Annotated in this window: 22 protein-coding genes; 7 read left to right on the forward strand and 15 right to left on the reverse strand. The window is 71.2% G+C overall.

The genetic code is table 11. The annotated features are described in order from the left end of the window. Positions 1-293: 293 nt before the first annotated feature. The 3 genes from AB0K34_RS29350 to AB0K34_RS29360 form a co-directional block, all read right to left on the reverse strand. Positions 294-947, reverse strand: a complete 654-nt coding sequence (locus AB0K34_RS29350) for a nucleoside triphosphate pyrophosphohydrolase (RefSeq protein WP_364552182.1) — start codon at positions 945-947, stop codon at positions 294-296. 98 nt (positions 948-1045) lie between these two features. After that, entirely contained in the window at positions 1046-1951 is a 906-nt protein-coding gene (locus AB0K34_RS29355) for a hypothetical protein (RefSeq protein ID WP_138641103.1), read from the reverse strand. Positions 1952-2129: 178 nt separating this feature from the next. Continuing rightward, positions 2130-3413: a citrate synthase gene (locus tag AB0K34_RS29360; protein WP_138641102.1), complete on the reverse strand. Its 1284-nt coding sequence runs from the start codon at positions 3411-3413 to the stop codon at positions 2130-2132. A gap of 129 nt (positions 3414-3542) precedes the next feature. On the opposite strand from AB0K34_RS29360, the gene AB0K34_RS29365 reads away from it, so the two are divergent. Continuing rightward, on the forward strand, positions 3543-4205 hold the full coding sequence (locus AB0K34_RS29365) for a hypothetical protein (protein ID WP_301176380.1): 663 nt from the start codon (positions 3543-3545) through the stop codon (positions 4203-4205). Between the two features lie 12 nt (positions 4206-4217). Here the strand turns inward: AB0K34_RS29365 and AB0K34_RS29370 are convergent, their stop codons facing one another. Further along, on the reverse strand, positions 4218-5111 hold the full coding sequence (locus tag AB0K34_RS29370) for a serine/threonine-protein kinase (RefSeq protein WP_138641098.1): 894 nt from the start codon (positions 5109-5111) through the stop codon (positions 4218-4220). A gap of 79 nt (positions 5112-5190) precedes the next feature. Beyond that, positions 5191-6120: an aldo/keto reductase gene (locus tag AB0K34_RS29375; protein ID WP_301176379.1), complete on the reverse strand. Its 930-nt coding sequence runs from the start codon at positions 6118-6120 to the stop codon at positions 5191-5193. Between the two features lie 177 nt (positions 6121-6297). Between AB0K34_RS29375 and AB0K34_RS29380 the strand changes: the two genes are divergently transcribed. Next, on the forward strand, positions 6298-7083 hold the full coding sequence (locus tag AB0K34_RS29380) for a hypothetical protein (RefSeq protein ID WP_138641095.1): 786 nt from the start codon (positions 6298-6300) through the stop codon (positions 7081-7083). 103 nt (positions 7084-7186) lie between these two features. On the opposite strand, the gene AB0K34_RS29385 is transcribed toward AB0K34_RS29380, so the two are convergent. The 4 genes from AB0K34_RS29385 to AB0K34_RS29400 all read right to left on the reverse strand — a co-directional run bounded on the left by AB0K34_RS29385 (position 7187) and on the right by AB0K34_RS29400 (position 12166). Further along, positions 7187-8413 carry a hypothetical protein gene (locus tag AB0K34_RS29385; protein ID WP_301176378.1) on the reverse strand — a complete coding sequence of 409 codons (1227 nt, stop codon included), beginning with the start codon at positions 8411-8413 and terminating at the stop codon, positions 7187-7189. Positions 8414-9597: 1184 nt separating this feature from the next. Further along, a complete protein-coding gene (locus AB0K34_RS29390) occupies positions 9598-10554 on the reverse strand; it encodes a hypothetical protein (RefSeq protein ID WP_301176377.1) in 957 nt (318 codons plus the stop codon). 91 nt (positions 10555-10645) lie between these two features. Further along, positions 10646-11587, reverse strand: a complete 942-nt coding sequence (locus AB0K34_RS29395; protein WP_138640790.1) for a helix-turn-helix domain-containing protein — start codon at positions 11585-11587, stop codon at positions 10646-10648. A gap of 45 nt (positions 11588-11632) precedes the next feature. Beyond that, the gene (locus AB0K34_RS29400) at positions 11633-12166 is read right to left on the reverse strand and encodes a 2,4'-dihydroxyacetophenone dioxygenase family protein (protein ID WP_138640789.1); all 534 of its coding nucleotides are present in this window, start codon (positions 12164-12166) and stop codon (positions 11633-11635) included. 181 nt (positions 12167-12347) lie between these two features. Between AB0K34_RS29400 and AB0K34_RS29405 the strand changes: the two genes are divergently transcribed. Continuing rightward, positions 12348-13343 carry a class II glutamine amidotransferase gene (locus tag AB0K34_RS29405; protein WP_301176376.1) on the forward strand — a complete coding sequence of 332 codons (996 nt, stop codon included), beginning with the start codon at positions 12348-12350 and terminating at the stop codon, positions 13341-13343. Between the two features lie 167 nt (positions 13344-13510). Then, positions 13511-13723 (forward strand): helix-turn-helix domain-containing protein, encoded by a 213-nt coding sequence (locus tag AB0K34_RS29410; RefSeq protein WP_089329011.1) that lies wholly within the window; start codon positions 13511-13513, stop codon positions 13721-13723. 94 nt (positions 13724-13817) lie between these two features. Here AB0K34_RS29410 and AB0K34_RS29415 read toward each other — a convergent pair whose 3' ends face one another. Continuing rightward, positions 13818-15050: a DUF2786 domain-containing protein gene (locus tag AB0K34_RS29415; RefSeq protein WP_364552187.1), complete on the reverse strand. Its 1233-nt coding sequence runs from the start codon at positions 15048-15050 to the stop codon at positions 13818-13820. A gap of 321 nt (positions 15051-15371) precedes the next feature. After that, positions 15372-15644, reverse strand: coding sequence for a hypothetical protein (locus AB0K34_RS29420; RefSeq protein ID WP_138640786.1), 273 nt, complete (start codon positions 15642-15644; stop codon positions 15372-15374). 242 nt (positions 15645-15886) lie between these two features. Here AB0K34_RS29420 and AB0K34_RS29425 point away from each other — a divergent pair, with 242 nt between their 5' ends. Beyond that, positions 15887-17410, forward strand: coding sequence for a long-chain-fatty-acid--CoA ligase (locus AB0K34_RS29425; protein ID WP_301176374.1), 1524 nt, complete (start codon positions 15887-15889; stop codon positions 17408-17410). Between the two features lie 29 nt (positions 17411-17439). On the opposite strand, the gene AB0K34_RS29430 is transcribed toward AB0K34_RS29425, so the two are convergent. Next, positions 17440-18534, reverse strand: a complete 1095-nt coding sequence (locus tag AB0K34_RS29430) for a winged helix DNA-binding domain-containing protein (protein WP_301176373.1) — start codon at positions 18532-18534, stop codon at positions 17440-17442. A gap of 476 nt (positions 18535-19010) precedes the next feature. On the opposite strand from AB0K34_RS29430, the gene AB0K34_RS29435 reads away from it, so the two are divergent. Beyond that, positions 19011-19529 carry a hypothetical protein gene (locus AB0K34_RS29435; RefSeq protein WP_138642037.1) on the forward strand — a complete coding sequence of 173 codons (519 nt, stop codon included), beginning with the start codon at positions 19011-19013 and terminating at the stop codon, positions 19527-19529. A gap of 858 nt (positions 19530-20387) precedes the next feature. Further along, positions 20388-21062, forward strand: coding sequence for a hypothetical protein (locus AB0K34_RS29440; protein WP_138642038.1), 675 nt, complete (start codon positions 20388-20390; stop codon positions 21060-21062). A gap of 168 nt (positions 21063-21230) precedes the next feature. Here the strand turns inward: AB0K34_RS29440 and AB0K34_RS29445 are convergent, their stop codons facing one another. The 3 genes from AB0K34_RS29445 to AB0K34_RS29455 all read right to left on the reverse strand — a co-directional run bounded on the left by AB0K34_RS29445 (position 21231) and on the right by AB0K34_RS29455 (position 24568). Beyond that, entirely contained in the window at positions 21231-22025 is a 795-nt protein-coding gene (locus AB0K34_RS29445; protein WP_301176372.1) for an IclR family transcriptional regulator, read from the reverse strand. A gap of 62 nt (positions 22026-22087) precedes the next feature. Further along, complete coding sequence (locus AB0K34_RS29450; protein WP_301176371.1) at positions 22088-23755, reverse strand: thiamine pyrophosphate-binding protein; 1668 nt, start codon at positions 23753-23755, stop codon at positions 22088-22090. Positions 23756-23785: 30 nt separating this feature from the next. Continuing rightward, on the reverse strand, positions 23786-24568 hold the full coding sequence (locus AB0K34_RS29455) for an SDR family oxidoreductase (protein WP_301176370.1): 783 nt from the start codon (positions 24566-24568) through the stop codon (positions 23786-23788). Positions 24569-24583 lie beyond the last annotated feature (15 nt).

A 24583-nucleotide genomic window follows, 5' to 3' on the forward strand; every position in this document is an offset into this window, starting at 1 on the left:
CCGGGCCAGTTCGACGGCGCGACGCCGGAACTCGGGCGGGTGAGGTGGTGGCACGAGACACTTCCTTCCCAAGTTGATCAAGGTCAACTCAGATGGGGTGTCCGTGGAACCGGGGGAAGCTCACGCACGGGATAGGACGAACCACGCCAATTGCCAGCGTGGACGCTGCTTTGAGGTCTTGTCGCACCGTGTCGGGCCTGCGGCGACAACGGTTTTCTGTTAGTGGCCTGGGGCCCCGGGCCTTTGTGGGACGACTTTCCTGCGTGGGCCGTGGCTCCGGGTTGGGGCGAGTGTCAGGTCTGGAGGCGCAGGATCACCCGGTCGTTGAAGGCGCCTCGTTCGGCCGCCTTGGCCGAACGTTGCCTCTCAAGGTCCGCAGGTGTGATTTCGTGGGTCGCGGCGAGAGCGTGGACGACCTCCAGGACGTCGGCGAGTTCACCTGGGTCGCCGCTGGCGATGTACTCGCCGACTTCCTCGACGAGTTTGGCGCGCAGCCGTGCGGCGTGCTCGCCCGAGTCGGCGACGCGGGTCTCCGGCTCCCGGCCGGACGCCCGGATGATCTCGGGTATCCGGTCGCGGACCAGCTTCTCGGGGGATCCACCTCCTTCCTTGGCCGAATGGACCACCGCGCCGTGGCGCCGATCCAGGGACTGGGCCCATTTGACGGCGACGGCGGCGGTCTGCACCAACTCATTTCGGAGAGCGGCCGGATCCGATTCGGCGAGAGCCTCGAAGAATTCCTCGGCCAGGATGTGCCGCCACGTCAGTTCCCCTTTCGTCCACGCGGCGGCGCATTCCCGCTTTGCCCGCTCCGCCTCGTCGCTGAACTCGGGGCCGCTCCCATCAGGGAACTCTTGGACTCCCCACATGCGGTCCTGGGCATGACGTTCGCTTCTGACGTCGGCCAGCACGGTCTCCAACGCCCCGGGCGCTTCAACATCGTCCATGCCGCACGACGCTAGCCAATCCGCCGCCCCGCGACTGATCCGTCGGCACGGGCGAGTCGCTCTGCCGACCTTCGGCGTTGGGGGCCGGAGTCCGGTGGTCAGTTCGGTGTGGGTGTGCGGTCGGGTTCGCAGGTCAGGACTTCGTGCAGGACGGGTGGGAGTTCGTCCCAGAGCCATTCGTTGAGCGTGCCCGGGAAGCTTCTGGGCGGGCGGATGCTCAGCCGGTTGGGTGCGGCTTCGGCCAGCTGCACTGCGATGGGGCCGTCGTCCCACATCGGGTCTTGGTTGCCCCAGAATGCGGAGAAGTCCGCGCTCGTCAGGATGAGTTCATTCGGCAGTGTGTGGTCGCCTGGGTGCCGCCCTAGGGGGAGCAGCCGTTGTGCGGTTGTGCGGAGGAGGTTCAGCGCGGCCAGGTCGTGCGGGCATGCCACCTCTGTGATCTCCAGTTCGGGGACGCCGAAGCGGTGCAGCCCGGTGGTGTGGAGGGCGACGCAGGCGCAGCCGTCGATGTCGTCCTCGTCGGCGGTGCAGCGGCCGGAGTTCCGGTAGGGCGGCAGGCCGGTGCCGAGCCACTCGTCGGCGAGGGCGAAGCCGTCCGGGCGGCCGAGGCGCGGCAGGGGCAGTGTCCGGCCGGTGGCGAGGTCCACGAGCACTCCGCAGAGCGATTCCGCGATCGCCCTGGCCGTGGCCCGCGCGACATGAGGGCCGGACGGCACGTCACCGACCGGTAGGACGGAGGTGACGCCGATGTGCCGTGCGGCGTGGTGGAGCCTTTCTGCGTCGTCCTCGTCTTCGCCGACCACGGTGCTCAGATCCCAGGGGGAATCGTTGGCGGGATGGCAGGCGATCATGAGGTGCGGCGTGCCGAGGCGCATTGCCGCCGCCGTGCTCAACGGGACCGGGAGATGCCGGCGGATGGTTGACGGGATGTCGCCGGGGTCGCTGTCGGCCGCGATGACGAAGCCGGTGGTCGTCTCTTCGGGAACCGTGATGGTGACGCGCATTGCAGCCTCCTCGTGGCCTGGACCGGCGTTCGCTGCCCAGCTTCGAGGAGGCCGTCGCGCTCCTTCACTAGAACGCGATTCTGTGGATAGAGGGCCGGATGCCCACCGGGCCTGAAAAGCGGATCGTCCGGCCGCCTAGGGCGGTCGGACGATCCGGGTGAGCGTGCGGGGGGAGTTGTTAGCGGTCGGAGGGGGCCACGTAGTGGCGCTCGCCCGGGCCCACGTATACCTGACGCGGACGCCCGATCTTCGTGGCCGGGTCGTTCATCATCTCGCGCCACTGGGCGATCCAGCCGGGCAGCCGGCCGAGCGCGAAAAGGACGGTGAACGCGTTGGTGGGGAAGCCCATCGCCTTGTAGATGACGCCCGTGTAGAAGTCCACGTTCGGGTAGAGCTTGCGCTCGATGAAGTAGTCGTCGCTCAGGGCGACCTCTTCGAGGCGCATGGCGAGGTCCAGGAGGGGGTCGGATTTGCCGAGCGCGTCCAGGACCTTGCCCGTGGCCTTCTTCACGACCGCGGCGCGCGGGTCGTAGTTGCGGTAGACGCGGTGGCCGAAGCCCATCAGCTTGACGCCGGGCTCCTTGTTCTTGACGCGCGCCACGAACGAGTCGATGTCGTCGCCGTTCTCGTGGATGCGCTCCAGCATTTCGAGGACGGCCTGGTTGGCGCCGCCGTGCAGGGGGCCGAACAGCGCGTCCACGCCCGCCGACACCGACGAGAACAGGTTCGCCTGGCTGGAGCCCACCAGCCGCACGGTCGAGGTCGAGCAGTTCTGCTCGTGGTCGGCGTGCAGGACGAACAGCATGTCGAGCACGCGCGCGATCTCGGGGTCGACGTCGTAGGCCTGCGTGGGCAGGCCGAACATCATGCGGAGGAAGTTCTCCACATAGCCCATGGAGTTGTCCGGGTACAGCAGGGGCTGCCCGTTGGACGTCTTGTAGGCGTAGGCCGCGATGGTGGGCAGCTTGGCGATGAGCCGGATGCTCGACTGGTCGACCTGCTCGGGGTCGAACGGGTCGAGGCTGTCCTGGTAGAACGTCGACAGGGCGCTGACCGCGGACGACAGCACGGCCATGGGGTGGGCGCGGCGCGGGAAGGCGGAGAAGAACGCGCGGAACTTCTCGTCCAGCAGCGTGTGGTTGCGCACCTTGTCGGTGAACGTGTCGAGCTGGTCGGTCGTCGGGAGTTCGCCGTAGATCAGCAGGTAGGCCACCTCGAGGAAGGACGACTTCTCCGCCAGTTCCTCAATGGGGTAGCCCCGGTAGCGGAGGATCCCCGCCTCGCCGTCGATGTAGGTGATCGCCGACGTGGTGGACGCGGTGTTGGTGAAGCCGGGATCGAGCGTGACATGCCCCGTCTCCTTCAGGAGGCTGCCCACGACCAGCCCTGACGGCCCTTCGGTCGCCTCGGCGACCTCCAGAGGCATCCGGCCGCCCGCGTGGTCGAGCTCGAAGTCCGACATACTCGCTCACTCCCAACTGGGTCCACACCTGCGTAGACGTTCTTCTCTTCATCGTATCCACGTGATCACCAACGCTAATCCGGCCCGTCCCGGTTGACGGAGGCGCGGCTCGGGTGTTCCGGTGGAGCCATGACCGATCACGGGACCGCGGAACTCGTCGCGCGCACTCGCGCGGAGCTCGCGGCCGGGGCGCGCGCGAACCGTTTCGTCGACATGCTGGAGACGGGTGAGATGCCCCGAGATCGCCTGGTCTGGCTGGCAGGCGAGGAGTATCGGATCGTTAGTAGCGATCGGCGGAGTTTCGCCCTGCTGGCGGCGCGGTTTCCGGATTCGTCGTCCGGTGAGCTGTTCCTGGGGCTCGCCCAGGGCGAGGCGCAGGCCCTGGGGCTGCTCCGGGAGTTCGCCGCCGCGCTCGGGCAGAGTGAGAAGAATCTCATGGCGTACGAGCCGAAACCCATGGCGCAGGCGTACCCGGCCTTTCTCGCGCAGAAGGCGGCGTTCGGGACGGCCAGCGAGGTCGCCTTGGCCATGCTGGCCAACCTTGAGGAGTGGGGCTCGTACTGTGCGCGCACCGCGCGGGCCCTCCAGACGCGGTACGGCCTCTCCGGGGACGCGGTCGGTTTCTTCCACTTCTTCGCCGAATCCCCGCCCGGTTTCGAGGAGCAGGCCCTGGACGTGATCGCGTCAGGGCTGGCGGCCGGTGACGACCCGGTCGAGGCCGCTCGTGCGGCCCGCCTCCTGCACGCCTACGAGACCGCCTTCTGGGACGCACTCGCGCAGGGCTTGCCGTAACAGGGCGTCCTGCTACTCCTTGAGCGTGGGCAACTCGGCGGTGATGTCGATCAGGGTTCGCTCCTGCACGCCGATGAGCTGTTCGACGTCCACGGGCGGCCACTCCTCGCCATAGTGCGCGTCCAGCAGCGTGGACAGTGCGACGAGGATTTGCTCTGGTGTGGGACGTTCCCCAGGGTCCTTGCACAGGCAGCGGTTCACGAGCCCGAGCATGGGTGCGGGCAGACGGGTGAGGTCCGGTTCGCCGTGCACGATGCGCCCGCGGACCTTGTGGCCGCCGCCGAAGGGGGCGGCTCCCGTGGCCGCGAACACGAGCGTCGAGCCGAGGGAGAACACGTCGCTCTCCGGGTGGACGGGGTCGCCGAGGGCCTGCTCCGGCGACATGTAAGCGGGTGTCCCGAGGATCTCAGTGCGGGACAGTGGCAGTGCGTCCAGCGGCCTCGCGATACCGAAGTCGATGACCCTCGGCCCATCGGACGCCAGCAGGACGTTCGACGGCTTCAGGTCCCTGTGCACGATGCCCGCACGATGGATCGCGATCAGCGCCTCGGCGAGCCCCGCCCCCAGCCGGCACGCGGCCCGCTCGCGAAGGGGACCCTTCTCCCGGACCACCCTGGCGAGGCTCACCCCGCGGATGTACTGGGTCGCCAGCCACGGCCGGTCCGCATCCGGGTCGGCGTCGACGACGGGTGCGGTGTAGAAGCCGCTGACCGACCGCGCGGACGTCACCTCACGGCGGAACCGCTCCCGCCACCGCGGATCGTCCAGCAGCTCCGGGCGGATCACCTTCACGGCGACGAGGCGCCTGCTGGGTGACGCACCGAGGAACACCTCGCCCATCCCACCGGCACCGAGCCGGGCGACCACACGGTACGGGCCGATCACATCTGGAAGTTCTGACTGCATGGACAAGGGGAGGATCCGATCATGGTGGGCCGCGCCTAATCGTGCCATGGGCGGACACTCGCCCGGCAGCGCGCGGCGCTCAAGTCCAGGGCAGCGCGCTCCGTTCGGCCCAGTAGCGCTCCGGTGGAACGCGCAGGTCCGCCAGTACCCGCAACTCGTCCTCGTCTAGGGACAGCGTCGACGCCGCAAGGTTCGACTCGAGTTGGGCCGGGCTGACCGCACCGATCAGGACTGTGCCGGCCCAAGGACGGCTGAGCGCCGCCGCCAGCGCCACTGCGTCCGGCCGCACGTTGTTCTTGGACGCGACGGACAGCACGGCAGCGGGTGGCTGTACGGCGAGCCTCCCATTGGCCAGCACTTCCTTGAGTAGAACATGCAGCCCTGCGTCGTGTGCGTCGCGCAGAGCGTCCTCGGCCGACGTCTCCAGGACGTTCCAGGTCGACTGGACGGAGGTGAAGAGTCGCTGACCCGAGACGTCCAGCGCCATGGCTCGGCGGATCGTGTCGGCCTGCCGCGGGCCCGACGTGGAGAAACCGACGCGGATGCCCTCGGCGCTCAGTTCAGCCAGAGCCTCCTGTAGGCGGACGTCCTGGAACAGTGGGCTCTCCTCGGTCAGAGAGTGGACCTGGTAGACGGACAGGTGCCCGTCCAGCAGTTCGCGAGTCTCCCTGTACTGGGCGCGGTAGCGGCCAAGAGAATGCTCTTTGACCTCGTGCACCGCAGCGTCGGTCTTCCAGTCGCCGACGTAGGTGTAGCCCCACTTGCTGGATACGGTCACATCGTCAGCACCGCGCGCGCTGAGCCAGCCCCCGAGGAACTCCTCCGCCCTGCCGTACGAACGTGCCGTGTCCACCCACCGGATACCGGCCGCGTAGGCGGTGTCGAGGACGTCCCAGGTCGCGTCGCGCATCAGGTTTACGCTCCGCTCGGGCGGCAGTTCATCGGCCCGGCCCACGTTGATGTAAGCGGGCCGCCCCAAGGCCGCGAGCCCGATTCCCAAGCGCTCCATGGATCCAGCCTCGCATGCCGCGCTCTCTCCTGAAGACCGGGTCGATCGCCCGAGTTATCCGATTAATCCGCTATGCATCTATGGATTGTCCACAGAATCGCGTTCCGTAGCTCTCGGAAGTTCTCGTCCGCGAGGCTGAGTGGCGTCAATGTCGAACCCGCGACGAAAGGCATGGCAATGGCCGCGCAGATCGACCGCACACAGTACGGCGCCCACCAGTTCGCCGGTCATCTGGGGCTCACCCGGTGGCAGTTGCGTGTGGGCCTGGAGCACGGCGTCCTCCCCGCGCCCGACCTGGACGGTGGCCGGTGGTCCGCCGACCTGGCCGAGAGCGCCGCGGAGGCCGGCAAGGAGGTCATCGCCAGGTTCGGCGATGAACCGCCGATCGGCTCCGCGCGCGCGGCGGCCCGCCTGGCCGCCAGGGTGGGCCTCGACGTGGAACGGCGGGACGTCGAGGTGCTGGTCGCCCAGGGCGCCCTCGACGTCGTCAGCACGTTCCGCGGGTACCCGGTGTACCTCATGCGCGACCTGGACCGGCTCGACCCGGAGACCGTCCGTGCCGTCGTCTCGACGAGGAAGGGGCCGCTCATGGACTCTGTCGACGTGGGCGGCGCGATGTCCATACTCGACTGGCCCCGCCGGACGTTCGACCGCGTCGCGAGCGAACGCGGACTCACGACCGACCGGCTCGGCCGGTACGCCCTCTCCGACATTCAGGCGTTGAGGGCGGACGACGGTCTGGCACGCGAGATCGCCGAGGAGAAACGGCACCTGACCCTCGTCAAGAAGCGCGAGTCCGAGGCCCATGTCGAGGACGTGGTGCGCGGCTGGATGCTGCGTTGCTTCGCCTACGTGGACGGCGACGCCGAACAGCCACCGGACATCGCGCTCCTGAGCCGGGCGCTGCGAAGCCTCGGCACGGTCAGAGCCGAACTCGCAGGCCACGAGCAGGCCGCCTCCTGACCGGCGGCGATCCCGGCGTCATGGAGGGTGCCTCTGTCAGTGCCTTGGGGCGGGCGGTTGTGTCCAAGGGTGGGCGGTGTGACGGTCTTGGGGACGGTCATGGTCAGGGGCGACGGGAGGAGGAGCGTCGTTTGGGGGAGGGCTTTCCCGGCTTCTTGTGGCGTGCCAGGGCGGCGAGGAGGCGGTCGCGGGCCTCGGTGCGGGACAGCGCCGGAACGTGGCCGGGCAGGCTGGAGGCCAGGCTCGCCGGGGCGGTGACCAGCCCGGTGTCGTCGATGGTGGCCCGCTCGCCCGTCCAGGGGCCGACGAGGATCGCTGAGGCGCCGCCGGGATGCCGGGCGAGGAGCGCTTTGATCCGGTCGGGTTCCTGGGTGCAGTCGGCCACCAGGAGGAGCCGGCGTGCCTTCGTCACTCCGGTGTTCTGCCGGATGGCGAGTTCGGTTTCCAGGTAGGCGAGGGCGGCGTCGAGATTGCCCGGGATGAAGAGCCCGGCCGTGTCGTCGTCGAGCAGTTCGTCTTCGGCCAGCCCGAAAAGGATGGTCGCGTCGGGGCGTGGGATCACGACCAGGGAGTCGTCGCCGTGCTCGTCGAGCGCGGCCAGGGCGAGGACTCGCGCGGTCGAGACCGCGCCCGGGCCGGTCAGGCCGATGGCCGGGGCGGCGAACGGGTCGAGGCCGGGGCGGTAGTCGAAGTGGGCCGGGGCCGGCTCTTCCTCGGGGAGGCCGAGGGCGGGCAGACCTGCTGCGGCGACGGCGTAGAGCCGATGCCGGAAGGGGTAGCAGATCGCGGCCGCGGCGGGGATGAGCAGGCTCAGCAGCAGTACGGGCTGTAGGGAAGGGGGACGTGAATCCACCTCGTCCGCCTGGTCTTGTATGCGCGTCGGCTCGGGGGAGGAGACCACGGGAGACGGGAACCTCCGGTCGGGGTCGGGGGATTCGCCGCGCGGGGGATCCGGCCGGGTGGCGCGGGGCGTCGGCCTCTCGACCGGTACGGGGGAGGGCGGCTTGTGCCCGGACTTGGGCTTCCAGGTGTGCCGGTCCGCCCAGCGAGGGAAGTCCCGGCCGCGGCCTGATCCTCTGCGAGACCTCTCGTACATCGACCGCCATGCCTCCTTGCACTTTTGCCAGTCGCCCATGCTCACGGTGTGACGGCAGATGGGCGGCGCGGATCTGCGGGCCCCCGGCTCGGGATGCGCGGCGGCCTCGGCGGACGCGGCGGCTCCCATGGAGATCGCACCGGCCATCGCGGTACAGCCCAGCACGCCGCTGGTGCAGCGAAGCCAGTCGCCGAGCAGGTCGGCCAGCCTGGGATGGGCCTGAAAGCGGTTCATCTTCGCCCCGGGGGATCGCGTCGGTCACCGTGAGAATGCCGATCGTAGTCAATTCGGCTACGGAGCGTTGAACATTGCTCACACTCGACGGAAGGTTCCTGGGTGGCGGGTTGCGGTGTGATGGTGGAGGAAATGTGCGTTATGTCCTAGATGTAAGTGAGAGGGCGATGTGGTCGAGCAGATGTGGCGGCGTGAAGCGAAAGGCGTGAATTCTCGGCGGTATAGCCTGCTGGCACGCGTGTTCCGGGCCATTCCCCGAGCGGACTCCACGCGGGCTCCGCAGATGATGTGCCACTGACCGACACTTCCGGAAGTGGACGGGCTGGTATGCATGGGTGGCCGCACGGTGTTATAAGTCTCACTCGGTGTTATCGGCCCCGAAAGGCGCAAGCGTAGAGACGCTCCTCGGTAATTTGCCCCCTTTGCGGTGATTTGTTCGCCATTTGAAGGGCGGCTGATATGTCGCGACCGATGGCGCGGCGCGACGACCCGCACGTTTATACCGAGAAGCACGCCGGCGGCGACGTAGCCGTGCCCGTATTGCTGCGTGCGTCCCTAGGCAGGCGTAGGTGACGTCCGTCAAAGGTTCGACAGGGCGATGACCGCCGTGCTCGCCGCCGCGGAGGCAGGACCTGCCCGAACGCGAAGCCGAACCCGATGAACGACCCGAACGTGCCGATGCTCGCCAGCTGGCATGTCCAGCCTTCAAGGCTCGCTACGTGACATGTCCAGGCTTCAAGGCTCGCTGGGGGGCATGTCCAGCCTTTGAGGGGCGCGAGGCTTTGAGGGGCGCCAGGCTTTGAGGGGCGCCAGGCTTTGAGGCTCGCCAGGCTTTGAGGCTCGCCAGGTGGCTCGCCGGGCTTCAGGGCTCGCCCAGGCTTCAGCGCTCGCCAGGCTTGGAGGCTTGCCAGGTGGTACGTCCAGGCCGGGATCGTCGGTGGTGGAGGGGCCCGCTTCTGCGATCGGCCACACTGCCCGCCCCGATGGCAATGTGGTCTTGCGGCTGCGGGGCGAAGGGTCGGCGCGCGTTTCAGGTGCGGTGGTGCTCGGGTGGCACCCGGTTTTGCGGAGTTCGGGCAGGTGGAGGATGTGGGTGGATGCCTTCCGACTGAACCCTGGTGCGACTTCGCGCCCCCGACATCGTCGGTGGAAGCGCGAGGGCGCGCGTGTGGCTGTGGTGGGGGTCAGGCGGCTTGTGGGGGGTCTGCGGGGGATTTGAGGATGTCGTACATGCCCAGGGGGAGTGTGTCGCCCCAGAGCCAGTCGTTGATCGTGCCGTCGAAGGTCGCGGGTGGGGTGACGGTGAGGAGGCGTGAGGTCAGCGGGGTGAGGGTGATCTGGAAGGGGGGCGGCGGGGCGAGCGGGACGCGGCGGGTGGTTCCCCAGAAGTCGTTGAAGTCGCGCTGGGAGAGGTCGAGTTCGGCGGGGATCGTGCGGTCGCGCCCGGCCGGGCCGGTGGCGAGCCAGGACCAGTGGTCGGTCAGGAGGCGGCGCGCCGCGGTGCGCAGGACGTTCAGGGCGGCGAGGTCGTGCGGGCAGGCGACGTCGGTGATCTGGAGTTCGGGGAGCCCGAAGCGGCGGAGGCCGCGGGTGCGCAGGCGGACGCAGGCGCACCCGTTGACGCCCTCCGGGTCCAGATCGGGGTCGGCGGCCGTGCAGCGGCCGTTGGCGCGGAACGGCGGCAGGGCGTCGCCCAGCCAGCGGTCGGCGAGGACGAAGCGCGTTCGTTCGGCGGCGGGCGGAGCCAGGACGTGGCCGGTGACGAGATCGGCGACGATGCCTCCGGTGGCCCGGGCGATGGCGTACGCGGCGGCGCGGGCCGCCTGGGCGCCGCGGGGCTGGTCGGTGATCGGCGCGAAGGCGGTGATGACGGCGAAATCCGAGGCGTCGTTGAAGGTCAGCGCGGCCGGCCGGTCCTCCGGGACGGCCGGCCGGATCTCGCCCGGATCCCAGCGCAGGGTGGCGGAGCTCTCCCGGGTGAGCTGCAGCTGCGGCGAGCCGAGCCGGCCGGCGATGTGGGCGTGGAAGGGGCCGGCCGCGGCTTCGCGGAGGATGCCGGGGAGATCATGCGGGACGCCGTCGGTGGCGACGGCGAACCGCGAGGTCGTGGTGGCGGGCACCGGGAACGTGATCGTGGCCATCGGGCCGCTCCTTCCGGGAGGGGACATCGCCAGCTTGCGCGCCCGTCCCGGGAAGAGGCACCCGAATCCGGTTCTGGGGATAACTCTCCGGTCAGCGCGGCCGGATCGCGCCGGGGGTGGTGCCGAAGCGCTCGCGGAAGACCCGTGTGAAGTGGGCCTGGCTAGCGAAGCCATGGCGGTGGGCGATCTCCGCGACGGTCGCCGCGGCCGATGCCGGGTCGGCAAGGTCCGCCCTGGCCCTCGTCAGCCGGCGGTCCATCACGTAGCGGACGGGCGTCGTGCCCTCCGGTTCGAAGACGCGGCTGAGGTGGCGGACGGAGATGCCCAGCGCGGACGCGACGCGTTGGGCGCTCAGCCCGGAATCGTGCAGATGCCGGTCGATGTAGTCCTTGGCCACGAGGAGGTGGAGCAGGCGGGTAGGGGACGCGGGGCGGTCACCGGCTTGCTCGGCGGCGAGCAGGCCGAGGAGTTCGAGGGCCAGGTCGTCGGCGTGGCCGGGCCCCTTGCCCGTTGTCAGCTCCAGCAGAAGCGACCGCAGCGTGCGGGAGGCGGGGGTGGGCCGTGAGGCGTTGAGGGTGATCGGGGCGGGCAGGACCGGCGCGCGGAAGTGCTCTGCGAACATCTCGCGCGGAACGTCCAGGAGGAGCTTCCGCATCGGGGCAGAGAAACCGAACAGGTACGGACGAGAAGTGTCGTAGAGGACGATGTCTCCCGCGCCGACCTTCAGGCAACCGCCGGAGTGGAAGAAGACGGCCTCGCCCTTGAGGACGAGGCTCGCGAACACGGAGTCCTTGGGGAAGTCGCGGCAGATGCCGGGCGTCCGTTCGATGACGTGTTCGTTGCCCCGGATGTCGGCCAGGCGCAGCCCGCCGACGCGCAGGTTCGCCTGCCGGGCCAGCAGGCCGCCCTCGGCGTAGGAGGTGCAGGTCAGCCCGACCAGCGCACGCGCGTTGTACCGCTCCCAGTAGGAGACCCGGTCGCCCGGCGGGACGTCCTCGGTCGATACACGCGACTCCAGCACGGAAGCGGCCATCTCGACCTCCCTCGCAGGTGGGAGGTCGAGTCTAGCCAGCGTCCCTCAGCGGAAGAGTGAGTCGACGTAGTCCGAGCCCAGGCCGACCTTCTCGTAGTGCTCGCGGCACATCGCGATGTAGTCGTGGACGTCGAAGTACCCCTCCGAGTCACCGTTCTCGTCCAGCCAGATGAGCGGGCCCTTCACGATGAACATCGTCTTCATCGGCTCGCCGCTCTCGTAGGCGACGAGAGTGTGGCCTTCGCCCGGCGCCTCGTAGATGAAGTCGCCGGCCGTCGCCGTCCACGGGCGTTCGAGGTAGCCCCACTTGCCGGAGATGGTGTACGCGAACACCTCGTGCGGGTGGTAGTGCCTGTTGACCAGGCCGGCGCTGGTGGCGCGCAGGATGTCCGCCCAGGAGTTGTCCTTGACGTTGATCCAGAGCGGGCGCGAGCCGACGGTCTCGGTGAACGGTACGTAGTAGCGGTCGTCGTCGGTGGCGACCTTCGGCAGGTACACCTCGGGCAGGGCGTCCGGCTTCTGGGAGTTCTGGATCGGCTTCAGGTTCTTCCAGAACTCGGTGGTCGCGTCCTCCGGCATGGCTTCCTCCAGGTGGGTCGGTCCGTTGACCGGCAGTGAACCGCGCAGGTCCGGCCGTGTCTTCCCGCTGCCGGACGTCCGGCCTTGCCTGGCCGGGACACCGGCGATTCACCGGGCGGCCGGCCGCGACGTTCGGTAAAATCCCCGTCACCCGCAGTTAAGATCATCAAGAGGTGACGACATGTGCCGGCTTTTCGGGATGAGTACGGGAGGCCCCCGCGTCAGGGCGGCGCACTGGCTGCTGGACGCGCCGCGGAGCCTGCGCGCGCAGAGCCACCGCATGCAGCACGGCGCGGGCCTCGGCTGGTTCTCGCTCGGCGGCGAGCCCGTCCGCGACCGCGCGCCCCTGGCCGCCTTCGAGAACGCCGACTTCGACCTGCACGCGCGCAACGTCCCGTCCCACACCTTCGTGTCGCACGTGCGGGACGCGTCCGTGGGCGGGCTGACCGTGCGCAACTGCCACCCCTTCGTGATGAACGACCGGCTGTTCGCCCACAACGGCGTGGTGAAGGGGCTGGACGTGCTCCGCACGTGGCTGACCGAGATCGAGCGCGCACACGTCGCCGGGGAGACCGATTCGGAGCTGGTGTTCGCCTACCTGACGGCCGAGATACGGCGCCGCGGCGACACGACGGCCGGGATCGTCGAGGCGGTGCGCCGCATCGGCGCGGAGCTGCCCGTGTTCGCGCTCAACCTCCTCGTCGCCGAGGCCGGCCGCCTGTGGGCGCTGCGCTACCCGGAGAGCAACGAGCTGTGGGTGCTCTCGCCTGACAGGGGCGGTGCAAGCGAGCCCGGGCGCCCCGCCGGGGGTCCGGGGGCGGCGGACGGCGGCCCCGGCCGGGCCTCCGTCGGTGGGCCGGGCCCGGTCCCGGCCGTCGTGATCGCGAGCGAGCCGATGGACGACGATCCCGGCTGGCGGCTCCTCGAACCCGGTGAGCTGCTGGTGGTCGACGGGCTCGCCGAGGAGTCGCTCTTCCCGTTCGCGCCGCCGCGGCATCCGCTGCGCCGCTCGGACCTGTCGCTCCGCGAGGCCGCCTCCCAGGCCACCGGGCCGGTGCGGGCCCAGGGCGCGGAACCGGCCGTGCCGGGCCTGGACCGGGTTCCGGTCCGGGTGCCGCTGCAGGCGGTGATCGTTCGGAACGGACGACCGCCAGCGGTTCCGGACCCGTCTGTCTAGATCCGACACGCCGTTCACCACGGATAAGACCAGCTTCGGCCGAATTCGCGGTGATTCGCGCGGCATCGACGGCGTAATCAGGGGGAATGTGTACGTTGGGGAGATCAACACTGCTGTGAGCTGCGGGGACGGGCCCCGCCGCCCAGCCTTGGAAACAGGAGGTCCCCGTGGCTCGAACACTGTCGAGGGGCACCCGCGTCACCGGTGCCGAACGCACGCAGCTCGCCGCCGAGCTCGCTCCGCGGTACGCGGCCGGTGAGAGCATCCGCGACCTGGCGGCCGAGACCGGCCGGTCGTACGGATTCATCTACAACGTGCTGAAGGAGGCGGGAGTGCCGCTGCGCGGGCGCGGCGGCAACACCCGGCGCAAGAAGGGCTGACCCGCTCCCGAGACCAGGCAAGACCAGATAGGCCGAGAAGAAAGCACAGCACATGAACGGACGTCCCCCTCGCCCCCCGGGGGGACCCCGTGCGCTAAGGACGGCGAGACGCTCCGGTGACCTCGGAGCGCCCGTTCAGGCTGGCGAGGTCCGCGGCGGCGCGCCCGGCCACCCAGCCCTCGTAGTTGGAGACGGAACCCGCCCGCCCCTGGGCGAGGTTCGGGAACATCGTGTCGACGGCCTGCTCGACGGCCCGGTCGCGCGCCGCCAGCACGGGAAGAAGATCCTTCCCGCCGGCGCCCGCGGCGGCCGCCCGGTCCGCGGCCTCGCCCGCGGCCTCGCGGAGGCGCTCCCCGATCCGGGACGCGTACGCGTTGAGGAAGGCGTGCCGGAACGACCGCGTGCGTGAGCGTCCCCGCGCGTCGCGCCGCGGGCCCGCGTGCACCATGGCGGACGTCGCCTGGACGAGCAGCGACGTGAACAGCATCTCCACCGCGGCCAGATCGGCCGGGAAACCCAGGACCGTGGAGAACCCCAGCTCCCGATGCCACACCGCGCGGCAGCGGTTCGCGTCGGCCACGACCGTCAGCAGGACGGCCTTCGGCGCCTCGTAAGGGTTGTCCACCGCGACGCGCCGTCCGGCGGGCCCTCCCATGTCGCCCGTCTCCGCGGCCAGCAGCACATGGTCGATGCTGTGCCGCGCGATGAGTTCCTGGGCGCGCGCGCTGAGCGCCTCGGCCTCCTCCGGGAACTCGGTCGACTCCGCCTTGGCGAGCAGCGCACGGACCTTGCCGAGCATCCGCTGATCCACGTCCCGCGTCGTCTCCGGTGTGGGCGCGCCTGCACTGGATGAGGCCGAGCCGGGCGGCGGGGCCAGGGGCGGGAGTCTCGGCAGTGTCTCCAGCAGGTGGACGAGCTCGATCGCCGTCGCGATGTAGCGGGCGCGTCCCACGCCCTCGCGGTCGCACCATTCGGCCGGGTGGGCGTCGTCGTCCGTCCACCAGACGGTGGCGTCCAGGGAGGCGAGCTGCTCGTGCCAGACGGCGTCGACGGTGGTGGCGGAGTAGGCGCGCAGCTCGCCGGCGATCGCGTCCGCCGCGAGCCCCGCGTGCAGGGCGGTGTACCGGCGGGAGGCGAACCTGACCACGTCGGCCGGCTGCCAGCCCCGGCTCCACGCCCTGGTGACGCACTGCCGGAGCCGGTCGGCCAGGTGGCGATCCGTGGTGTGCGTCCACAGTGGCGTGCCGGGCCCCTGCTCCAGTTCGGCTACGAGCTCTCGGAACGCCGCGCCATCACCCCGCGCCAGCGCTGTGACCGCCTCGGCCACCACAGCACCGGCCGCCGACTCCCGACCAGGCTCCCAGGACGACTCCGGCGATCCGGGACCGCGCCGCCGCCGCGACTTCCACACCGCCACTCCTACGGTCCGATTGCACGGGCACACAGCATCCTGTCATCCGGCCGGGACCCGCTCGGCCGCCGGCGCGCGACTCGCGGAAGGGAGCGAGCCCGAAGCCAGCGGAGGCCGGAGGCGGCAGGGTGCGGGCATGAATGCGACGGCCCCGGCCGCAAGGGCCGGGGCCGCGTGATTCGGAGTCTTCCAGCGTTCCCGGCGTCGTCCGCCGGGGTCTCGCCGTCCGGAGGACGGCTACGGGCCGCCGTGCTTGTCGCCGCGCATCTCCTCCACCACCACGCTCTGGTACGCGCGGGAGGTGTCGGGGACGTAGCTGAGCCGTGCCAGGGCCTTGCCCTCGGGATCCCTGATCTCGAAGTGGTAGCCCCGGCCGGCGTCGCCGACGTGCGCCACGGCCTGGTCGTGCCGGAGGCGGCACATCGTGTCGACCTTCTCCAGCGCCACCTTCAGGCTCCCCGCGTCGCTGATGAGCCGGGCCGGCTCGCTCGTCTCCCAGATCTCGAACATTGATCGTGTCCTGTCGGCGGTCGGTCGGAAGGAACGGGCGGGGCATTCCAGACGTCGGGGACAGCTTGCGCCCAATTGGTGGATCTTTCAATCAGTTCTGGTATCGGATTGATCACCTTTCGAAGTTGTCCACGCTCACAGCGTCATGTCCGCAAGTGGCGGCGGACCAGTGGTTCCCCGGGCGGCGTCCGGATCGATAAGGTCGGCAACACATAACCGAATGGGATTCGGAAGGGGCCGGGGTGGAGTACCGGGTCGTGTCCATCGTCCGAGACCACGCCCGCGAGCGCGGGACGGCGCCCGCCGTCACCGGGGACGGGCGGACCGTGAGCTACGCCGAGCTCGACGAGCGCTCCAGCCGGGCCGCGCAGGCCCTGCGGGCGGCGGGGCTCGGCCCCGGGTCGCGCGCCGCCTACGTCGGCAAGAACGCCCCCGAGTTCTTCGACCTGCTGTTCGGCGCGGCCAAGATCGGCGCCGTGACCGTCCCGGTGAACTGGCGGCTGACCCCCGCCGAGATCGCGGCGATCGTCGCGGACGCGGACGCGCCGGTGACCGTGCTGGACGCCGAGTTCGCCGACCTCGCGGACGCGCTGCCCGGCCGCGTCGTCCGCACCGGCGACGAGCACGAGCGCTGGCTGGCGGCGCATCCGGCCGACGACCCCGGTTTCACAGGGGAGCCGGACGACATCGTCGTGCAGCTCTACACCTCCGGCACGACCGGGGTCCCGAAGGGCGTCCAGCTCAGCAACGCCAACTTCGAGGTGGGGGAGCGGATGGCCCGCCGCTGGCGGCTGGACGGCTCCTCGGCGAGCCTCGTCCCGATGCCGCTGTTCCACATCGGCGGCTCCGGCTGGGCGCTGGCCGGGCTGTACGCGGGCTGCCGCCAGGTGCTCGTCCGCGACATCGACCCGGCCGCGCTGGTCGACACGTTCGAGCGGGAGCGGATCACCAACGCGTTCATCGTCCCGGCCGTCCTGCAGTTCATGTGCCAGGTCCCGGGTGCGGCCGGCCGCGACTACTCGGCGCTGCGCGCGATCACCTACGGCGCGTCCCCGATCACCTCGGAGGTGCTGCGCCGCGCCCTGGACACGTTCAAGGCGCCGCTGTTCCAGCTGTACGGCATGACGGAGACGACCGGCGCGATCGTCCAGCTCGACCCCGAGGACCACGACCCCGAGGGCCCCCGCGCGCACCTGATGCGCTCGGCCGGACGCCCCTACGACTGGGTCGAGGTGAAGATCGTCGAGCCGGGCGGGGACACCGAGCGCGCGCCCGGCGAGGTCGGCGAGGTGCTGACGCGCTCCCCGCAGAACACGCCCGGGTACTGGAACCGCCCGGAGGAGACCGCCCGGCTGCTGGCCGGGGACGGCTGGCTCCGCACGGGCGACGCCGGCCACGTCGACGCCGAGGGCTACCTGTTCCTCACCGACCGCATCAAGGACATGATCGTCACCGGCGCGGAGAACGTGTACCCGATCGAGGTCGAGGAGGTCCTCGCCGCCCATCCCGCCATCGCGGACGTGGCGGTCATCGGCGTGCCGGACGAGCGCTGGGGCGAGACCGTCAAGGCCGTCGTCGTGCTCGCGCCGGGCGCCGAACTGACCGCGGACGAGGTGCTCGCCTACGCGCGCGAGCGGCTCGCGGGCTTCAAGCGCCCGCGCTCGGTCGACTTCGTGGACGCGCTGCCGCGCAACCCCAGCGGCAAGATCCTCAAGAAGGACCTCCGCGCGCCCTACTGGGACGGACTGGGCCGCACGATCGCCTGACCCCCGCGCGCCCGTGGCTATGCCTATGCCTATGCCTCGACGGTGACGACGGTCTCCTTGGCGTCGGGCTCCAGGAAGCGCAGCAGCGCCTCCCCTTCGGTGGTCAGCGCCTTGACGGCCGCCTTCGGGAGGCGTTCGAACGGCCGCAACGTCAGGGTGGCGACCTTGCGCTTGTATTCGGTATCCCAGATGCCGCGAGCGAACCCGTCCCAGAGGAAGACCGCGCGGACGCGCAGATTCTTGGTGGTGAGCATGGGCCTGTCGGTGTCGGAGATCACGCGCCTGCGGTCGGCGTGCGCCAGGACGAGGCTGTCGAACTCGGGCAGGAACCGCGCCGGCGCCGGGACGTCCTCTCCGGGGCGCGGCGCGTCCGGCAGGTCGAACAGCTCCCGGCCCTTGTCGTCGGCGAAGACCCGGAGGCCGGGCCGCAGGCGCTCAAGGGCCTCCCCGGCGGACGCCAGGCCGGACCACGCCTGGGCGTCGGCGGCGGAGGCAGGCCCGAAAGCCGCCAGGTACCGGAGCATCAACTCGTCGAGCGCCGTCTCGGCGGACGGCTCGCTTCCCAGCCAGCCGCCGGCGAGTGTGAACTGCGCCGTACGCGGGAAGCCCCACCTGTCCTGTGTGGGGACCATCACCAGCGGCACGCACAACCGGACGGCGTAGCCCAGGGCGCGGTCGTTGACGTCCGGGAACTGCTCCTGGAGCAGTGCGCGGACCTCGTTGAAGGTGCGCGGCCCGTCCGAGAGGAGCGCACCCGCGGCGGGCACGACCTCCTCCAGGTCCAGCCCTTTGGCACGGTCGCCCAGAACGCGCAGGGCGCCGTCCAGCATCGGCTGCAGGGTCGTACGGAACGCCCTGTAGTCGGCGCCTGTAACCAGATGCAGTGTGGCCCGCATCATGGTGGCCCGGACGAGCGTACGGTCCTGCAAGGCCGCATGCAGATCGGACGCTCGGAAACCGTCCAGCCGTGTCCATAGCCCCAGGAAAGGCGGCTTGGGCTCCTGCGCCTGCATGCCGCCCAGCCGCGCCACCGCCTCGGTGACCGGGATCGCCTCCCGTGCGAGCAGCATCTGCCGCGCCAGCGTCGCCCGGTTCAGGGCCCGGATGCTCAGTGTCTCCGTCACCCGTCCAGCATGCCGGGATCCCGAGCCCGCCCGCACCGGCCCGGCCCGCGCCCGGTCACATGGGGTGGATCCGGGCCGACGGTGTGCCCGGCCTCGACTGGGCGCCCGGCAATGGGTGCGCGTGGCGGACATCACCTCCTCCCGGACCTGAGTCAGCGGGGCCGTCCGCGACCTCGACCGGCCGGCCGAACCGGGATTCGTCTACGTGGCCGTGGAGGCACGCACCGTACAGGCGGTGTGCTCACATCTCGTCCGGGAGGGCGGCCGGCCCCGCAGATCCGTGCTGGTCAGACCCGGTATCGACGCCCGGCGGGCGCGGGATGGAGGGGCGTTGGAACGATCGACAGGGGCCGGGGTTACGGGGGGATATTTCTTGAAATGCACGTGCATCAGCCCTTGCACCTGCACGCCATCCCTAGCAGGATGATCCCGGACCCCCGCACGTGAACTCCCCGGAGATCGCGATGAACGCACACTTGAGCGACAGTGACCGACAGGCGCTGCGGCTGGCCCAGGATCTCCGCGAGGAGATGCGGGCCGCGCTTCCGCAGCTGCCGGCCGCCCCCTCGGTCTCCCCGTTCGTCGACCAGTCCGGGATGCCGAGCGTCCTGCTGAGGATGGACGCGGAGACCGCCCACGCGCTCATGGCCCTGCTGGCCGAGCGCCGTGCGGGGCAGCAGGGCCTCCCAGGGCCCGAGCCGCGCCGCGCCGACGGCTCCCATGTACCGCCACCTCCGGCCCAGGCCGTGCCGGCGGCGCAGGGACCCATCGTGGCCGCAGCCGACCCCTACGGCGAATCCGCCTACCAGGGCGCCCCCTACACGGGCACCGCGTACCCGCAGCCCGGGTACCCCGAGCCCGCATACCCGGAGCCCGCGTACCCCGAGCCGGTCTACACGGAGGGGCCGTTCGTCCCGCCGCAGCCGGGGGCTCCGCTCTTCACCGGTGGCACCGGGCCGACGCCGCTCGTGCCGACGGTCTACCCGACGCACTGATCCAGCCGGACCCTTCGACGCCGCGGGCTCGCCCCGCGGCGTTTGTCATGCGCCGAGCCAGGGCTTGACCGGGCCGCTGTCGTCGCCCCCCTGAGGGCCTCCAGGGAGCCGTGTATGCGCGCGGAGGCCCGGCCCTGTAGGCCCTCCGGGCCGCCCAAACCCAGGCTTTACCTGCTCTGGGGGGATGGTTGGAATGCCCGTTGTAGTGGGTGTGTTCTTTAGGGTGTCGCGGTGATGCTGTGGCAGTCCGCTACAGCGTTCTCCTCGGCCCTCTGCCCGGTCTCTGAGGCGGTACGGCGCGCTCGCGCCGGCCGTGATCGGGGACCATAGAGATCGTTCTTTGCGGGGCGGACGACCCGGAAGCCCGATGCCAAAGGGGCTCCGGTCCAGTCCCCGGGAAAACGATCTACCTGGGCAAAGGTAAAGAAAACGGCGGTTTGGCGAAAGTACGGTAATGCCGTATATAGTCAACCGCAGGTCGGGTCAAAGAACCCTTGACCTGGCCAATCGCATAGCCGTCGCCTCCCGCCCGCCAGGCGGGAATCATCGCGCCGAACCGCGGTCGTCCCATGCACCGGCCGCGCGTATCCGGGATGCGCCCATGAGCCCCCGGCCCGGCGTTCCTTCCGTTTGAACCAAGCCCGTGTTCACGCATGCCCGAGAACGGTCGTGCGCACCTGAGTGCGGGCGCGGTCCACCATGCCCGTGGATCGTTCCAAGCGGGTCCTTCACCGCGGCGGCACCTCCCGAGTCCCGAGTCTCGGAGCCGCTTCCCCCTGCCCGGAATCCGGCGCGACGCCACCCGGCGGAGCGCCCCGGCGCGGAGCGGCAGCCCTGTACCCCGAACGAAGGAAATCAATGCAGCAGCGAGCGATCAATGTCGTCCTGACCGGCGTGACCGGCACCGCCCTCGCGGGCATGCTGGTGGCCGGCGTCGCAGCGGCCAGCGATGACTCCGCTCCGGACAAGCAGTTCCTGTCGCAGCAGGCCGTGGCCTCGCAGGAGCACAAGACCGCCCCCAAGAAGACCTTCGACGCCGCTGAGAAGGGCGAGGCCAAGGCCACCCCCGATGCCGGTTCCAAGACCGGTTCCAAGGCCGCGGCCAAGCCGGACGCCAAGCGCGAGAAGACCGGCTCCAAGTCGCTGCTGAGCGGCAAGACCACCGCGTCCTACTTCTGGGACGACGGGTCGGGCGTCAACGGCGACACCGGCGCCCCGGCCGGCGGCAAGCCGATGCAGAAGGGCCTGTTCGCCAGCCCGAGCTGGCCCCTCCACACCAAGGTCAAGGTCAGCTACAAGGGCCGCAGCGTCACCGGCTTCGTCGGCGACCGCGGGCCGGGCAAGCCCTCGCACCGGGGCGTCATGCTCGACCTCGACACCTACACCTTCCGCTACCTGCTGGACGGCGGGAAGCCGAAGAGCAAGTACAACTCCGGCACGGGTGAGGGCCACCTGAAGGGCGTCAAGTGGGAGGTCCTGTCCTGGGGCCACGGCGCCGGGAAGAAGGGCGCCCCGCGTCCCTTCGGCTCCTGACCCGAAGGAACCGAGGCCACATCACCGGTGACCCGGTGAAGCGGCTGACACAAGAAGAAGGCCCGTGGCGGCGATGTGAGCCCGCTCACTTCCGTCCGTCCGGCCTCACATAGACCCGGCACAGGGCTGCCGGTGCATGGAAGACGGGGATTCCCCGGTATCGCGAGATCACCGGGGAGTCCCCGTTTTCAGCTCTCCGGGGCCCTCCCGCGCCAGCTCCCTCGACAGCGCCCGCGCCGCCGTGCGGACGGCCGGCGCGAGCCGGTCCAGGTCCAGCCGGCACACGTGCCCGGTGATGGAGATCGCGGCGATGGCGCGGCGCCGCCGGTCGAGGATCGGCGCGGCCACCGCGGACACCCCGGCCTCCGACTCCTCGCGGTTGACCGCGTAGCCGCGGTCGGCGGTCCGCGCCAGCTCCCGCCGCAGCAGGCCCGGCATGACGATCGTGTGCGGCGTGTGGCGGGCGAGGCCGGCCGCGAGGACGTCCTCCAGCCGATCGGGCCGCCCGAGCGCGAGGAACAGCTTCCCGGTGGCCGTGCAGTAGGCGGGCAGGCGCCCGCCCACCCGCGACACGATCGGCATCGACCGCCGCCCGCTGACCTTCTCCAGGAACAGCGTGTCCGTCCCGTCCAGGACGGCCAGGTGGATGTTCTCGTGCGTCGCCTCGTACAGGTCCTCCAGGTAGGGGAGCGCCGCCTCGCGCAGGCCCCGGGGCCGGGGCGCGCGCTGGCCCAGCACGAACAGCCGCATGCTCAGCCGGTAGCCCGCGTCCGTCCGCTCGACGCCGCCCCAGCGCACCAGCTCGCCGAGGAGGCGGTGCGCGGTCGGCTTCGGCAGCCCGGTGCGGGCGGCGAGCTCGGTGAGGGTCAGCTCGGTGTCGGCGGAGCCGAAGGCGTCCAGCAGGCTGAGCCCGCGGGCCATCACCGACCTCGGCGGCTCCGCGCCCGCGGCAAGAGCGTCCATCTCCCGATCGTGTCCGGACTCGCGCCGACCGGCAAGGGCCGGCAGCGGGATCACGGCCCCCGTCACCGGCCCGTCCCGCGATCGGCCCGGCGACCCGCGGCGTGCCCGGTGATCGGGGCCTCGATGAGCAGGGGAGCGGCCAGGTCCTTGACGCCGGCGACCGCGTCCCGCAGCTCGTCCGCCGAGCCCGCGCGGACCGCGTCGACGCCGAAGGCCCCGGCCGCGCTCCGCCAGTCGATCGACGGGGGACCGAGGTCCATGCCGACGTAGCGGCCGTGCCTCGCGGACGGGCCGCCGCCTTCGTCCAGGGTGTCCTTGAGCGTCCGGTACTCGCCGTTGTTCATCACCACGAACGCGACCGGGACCGCGTACCGGGCCGCGCTCCACAGGCCCTGGACGCCGAACACGGCGCACCCGTCACCGAGGACCGCGACCACCGGGCGGTCCGGGTCCGCCATCCGGGTGCCGATCGCCGCGCCGATGCCCCAGCCGAGCCCGCCGCCGACCGTGTGGACGTACGAGCCGGGCAGGTCCTGCCGCAGCGCCGCCCGCAGCAGCAGGCCGGCGGTGATCGCCTCCTCGACCACCACCGCCCCGTCCGGCAGGCCCGCCGCGACGGCGTGCGCGGCGGCCCGCGGATCCAGCGGGGCGGGCCCGTAGGCGGCCCGCGCGGCGGCGTCGGCCGCCTCGCGGGCGCGCGCGTGCGCGGCCCCGAGCCGCTCGGTGCGCTCCCGCGCCGCCGGGACGCGCCCGTCCAGGTGGTCGGCCAGCGCCCGCAGCGTCCCGGCCAGGTCGCCGGTCAGCCCGTGCCGGACGGCGAAGTTGCGTCCGATCTCGGCGGGATCCTCGTCCACCTGCACGATCGCCAGGCCGTCCGGGACGGCGGGGCCGGGCGTGTAGTGGTGCGGCATGAACGCGTGGCAGCCCGCGATGAGCGCCGCGTCGTGCCGGGCGAGCACCTCCCGGACGGCCGCGTTGCGCGGCGCGAGCATCCCCGCGTACAGCGGATGCCCGGTGGGGAAGTCGATCCCGTCGTTCATCGGCTGGTGGTGGACGGCCGCGCCGAGCCGCTCGGCCACCGCCACCAGCTCGGCGACCGCGCCCGCCCGCCCCACGCCGTCCCCGGCGATCACCACGGGCCGGTCCGCGCCCGCCAGCAGCGCCGCCGCCTCCCCGGCCTCGGCCGGGCCCGGGCCCGTCACCGGGGACCGCGCCGGCACCGCGACGTCGGCGTCCTCGGCCAGCAGGTCCATGGGCACCGACACCAGCACCGGGCCCGCCGGGGGACGCGCCGCCAGCGCGAACGCGCGGCGCAGCACGATCGGCAGGTCGCGGGCGTGCTGCACCTCGACCGCCCGCTTCACCGCCGCCGACGCCAGCCCGACCAGGTCGCCCGACAGCATCGGGTCCTGGACGAGGTGCCGCCGGTCCTGCTGGCCCGCCACGACCACCATCGGCGTCCGGGAGCGCAGCGCGTTCAGCATCCCGATCAGCCCGTTGGCGACGCCCGCCGCCACGTGCAGGCTGACCAGGGACGTCCGCCGCGAGGCGCGCGCGTACCCGTCCGCCATCGCCACCACCGACGCCTCCTGCAGGCCCAGCACGTAGCGCGGGCCGGGGGCCTCCGCCAGCGCGTCCATGAGGGGGAGCTCGGTCGTGCCGGGGTTGCCGAAGATCCGCGCCACGCCCTCGTCGCGGGCGATCTCCAGCAGCGCCTCGATCGGCCTCATGTCCTGCCCTTCGCTTCGACGTCCAGAGGTTCAGTGCATGGCGGACCCGCCGTCGACGTTGATCGTCTGCCCGGTGAGGAAGCCGCTGCCCTCGCCGCACACGTACAGCAGCGTGGACACCAGGTCCCGGGGCTCCGCCACGGCCCGGACGACCTGCAGGTCGCGGACCCGCTCGAACCCGCCGTCCGCGCCGGTGGTGCGGGCGGCGGTCGCCGTCCGGGTGAGGCCGGGCGCGATCGCGTTCACCGTGATCCCGTGGGCGCCGACCGCGCTCGCCAGCGCCCGGGTGAACCCGACGAGCCCGGCCTTGGACGTGGTGTAGGCGACCAGGTCCGGCGGGCCGAGGAACACCACGGCCGACGCGATGTTCACGATCCGCCCCCAGCCGGCGGCCTTCAGGTGGGGGAGCGCGGCGCGCGACACCAGGAACGGGCCGTCCAGGTTCACCCGCATGATCCGGCGCCAGTCCTCCAGCGTGGTGTCCTCGAACTCCAGCGGCGGGTAGATCCCCGCGTTGTTCACGACGATGTGCAGGCCGCCGAACCGGGCCGCGGTCTCCTGCACGGCCGCCTCGACCTCCTCGGGGTCGGTGACGTCCGCCCGCACGGGAAGGAAGGCGTCGCCGACCAGCTCCCCGGTGCCCGACATGTCGGCGAGGTCGAGGCCCGCGATCCGGTGCCCGCGCGCGGCGAGGGCGACCGCGAACTCGCGGCCCAGCCCGCCCGCCGCGCCGGTGACGAGCGCGACCCGCCGCGTCCCGTCACCGGACGCGCCGCCGGACGGGGGACCGTTCATGGACGGCGTATCGGTCATGCAGCGCAGCGTGCG

Source organism: Actinomadura sp. NPDC049382 (assembly GCF_040677125.1).
In the GTDB taxonomy this organism is placed as follows: Bacteria; Actinomycetota; Actinomycetes; order Streptosporangiales; family Streptosporangiaceae; genus Spirillospora; species Spirillospora geliboluensis.

What these genes read in the sequence shown, in the direction of transcription:
- AB0K34_RS29350 (WP_364552182.1), bottom strand. Translation starts at nt 947, where the DNA reads ATGGACGATGTTGAAGCGCCCGGGGCGTTGGAGACCGTGCTGGCCGAC.
- AB0K34_RS29355 (WP_138641103.1), bottom strand. Translation starts at nt 1,951, where the DNA reads ATGCGCGTCACCATCACGGTTCCCGAAGAGACGACCACCGGCTTCGTC.
- AB0K34_RS29360 (WP_138641102.1), bottom strand. Translation starts at nt 3,413, where the DNA reads ATGTCGGACTTCGAGCTCGACCACGCGGGCGGCCGGATGCCTCTGGAG.
- AB0K34_RS29365 (WP_301176380.1), top strand. Translation starts at nt 3,543, where the DNA reads ATGACCGATCACGGGACCGCGGAACTCGTCGCGCGCACTCGCGCGGAG.
- AB0K34_RS29370 (WP_138641098.1), bottom strand. Translation starts at nt 5,111, where the DNA reads ATGCAGTCAGAACTTCCAGATGTGATCGGCCCGTACCGTGTGGTCGCC.
- AB0K34_RS29375 (WP_301176379.1), bottom strand. Translation starts at nt 6,120, where the DNA reads ATGGAGCGCTTGGGAATCGGGCTCGCGGCCTTGGGGCGGCCCGCTTAC.
- AB0K34_RS29380 (WP_138641095.1), top strand. Translation starts at nt 6,298, where the DNA reads ATGGCCGCGCAGATCGACCGCACACAGTACGGCGCCCACCAGTTCGCC.
- AB0K34_RS29385 (WP_301176378.1), bottom strand. Translation starts at nt 8,413, where the DNA reads ATGAACCGCTTTCAGGCCCATCCCAGGCTGGCCGACCTGCTCGGCGAC.
- AB0K34_RS29390 (WP_301176377.1), bottom strand. Translation starts at nt 10,554, where the DNA reads ATGGCCACGATCACGTTCCCGGTGCCCGCCACCACGACCTCGCGGTTC.
- AB0K34_RS29395 (WP_138640790.1), bottom strand. Translation starts at nt 11,587, where the DNA reads ATGGCCGCTTCCGTGCTGGAGTCGCGTGTATCGACCGAGGACGTCCCG.
- AB0K34_RS29400 (WP_138640789.1), bottom strand. Translation starts at nt 12,166, where the DNA reads ATGCCGGAGGACGCGACCACCGAGTTCTGGAAGAACCTGAAGCCGATC.
- AB0K34_RS29405 (WP_301176376.1), top strand. Translation starts at nt 12,348, where the DNA reads ATGTGCCGGCTTTTCGGGATGAGTACGGGAGGCCCCCGCGTCAGGGCG.
- AB0K34_RS29420 (WP_138640786.1), bottom strand. Translation starts at nt 15,644, where the DNA reads ATGTTCGAGATCTGGGAGACGAGCGAGCCGGCCCGGCTCATCAGCGAC.
- AB0K34_RS29440 (WP_138642038.1), top strand. Translation starts at nt 20,388, where the DNA reads ATGCAGCAGCGAGCGATCAATGTCGTCCTGACCGGCGTGACCGGCACC.
- AB0K34_RS29445 (WP_301176372.1), bottom strand. Translation starts at nt 22,025, where the DNA reads ATGGACGCTCTTGCCGCGGGCGCGGAGCCGCCGAGGTCGGTGATGGCC.
- AB0K34_RS29450 (WP_301176371.1), bottom strand. Translation starts at nt 23,755, where the DNA reads ATGAGGCCGATCGAGGCGCTGCTGGAGATCGCCCGCGACGAGGGCGTG.
- AB0K34_RS29455 (WP_301176370.1), bottom strand. Translation starts at nt 24,568, where the DNA reads ATGACCGATACGCCGTCCATGAACGGTCCCCCGTCCGGCGGCGCGTCC.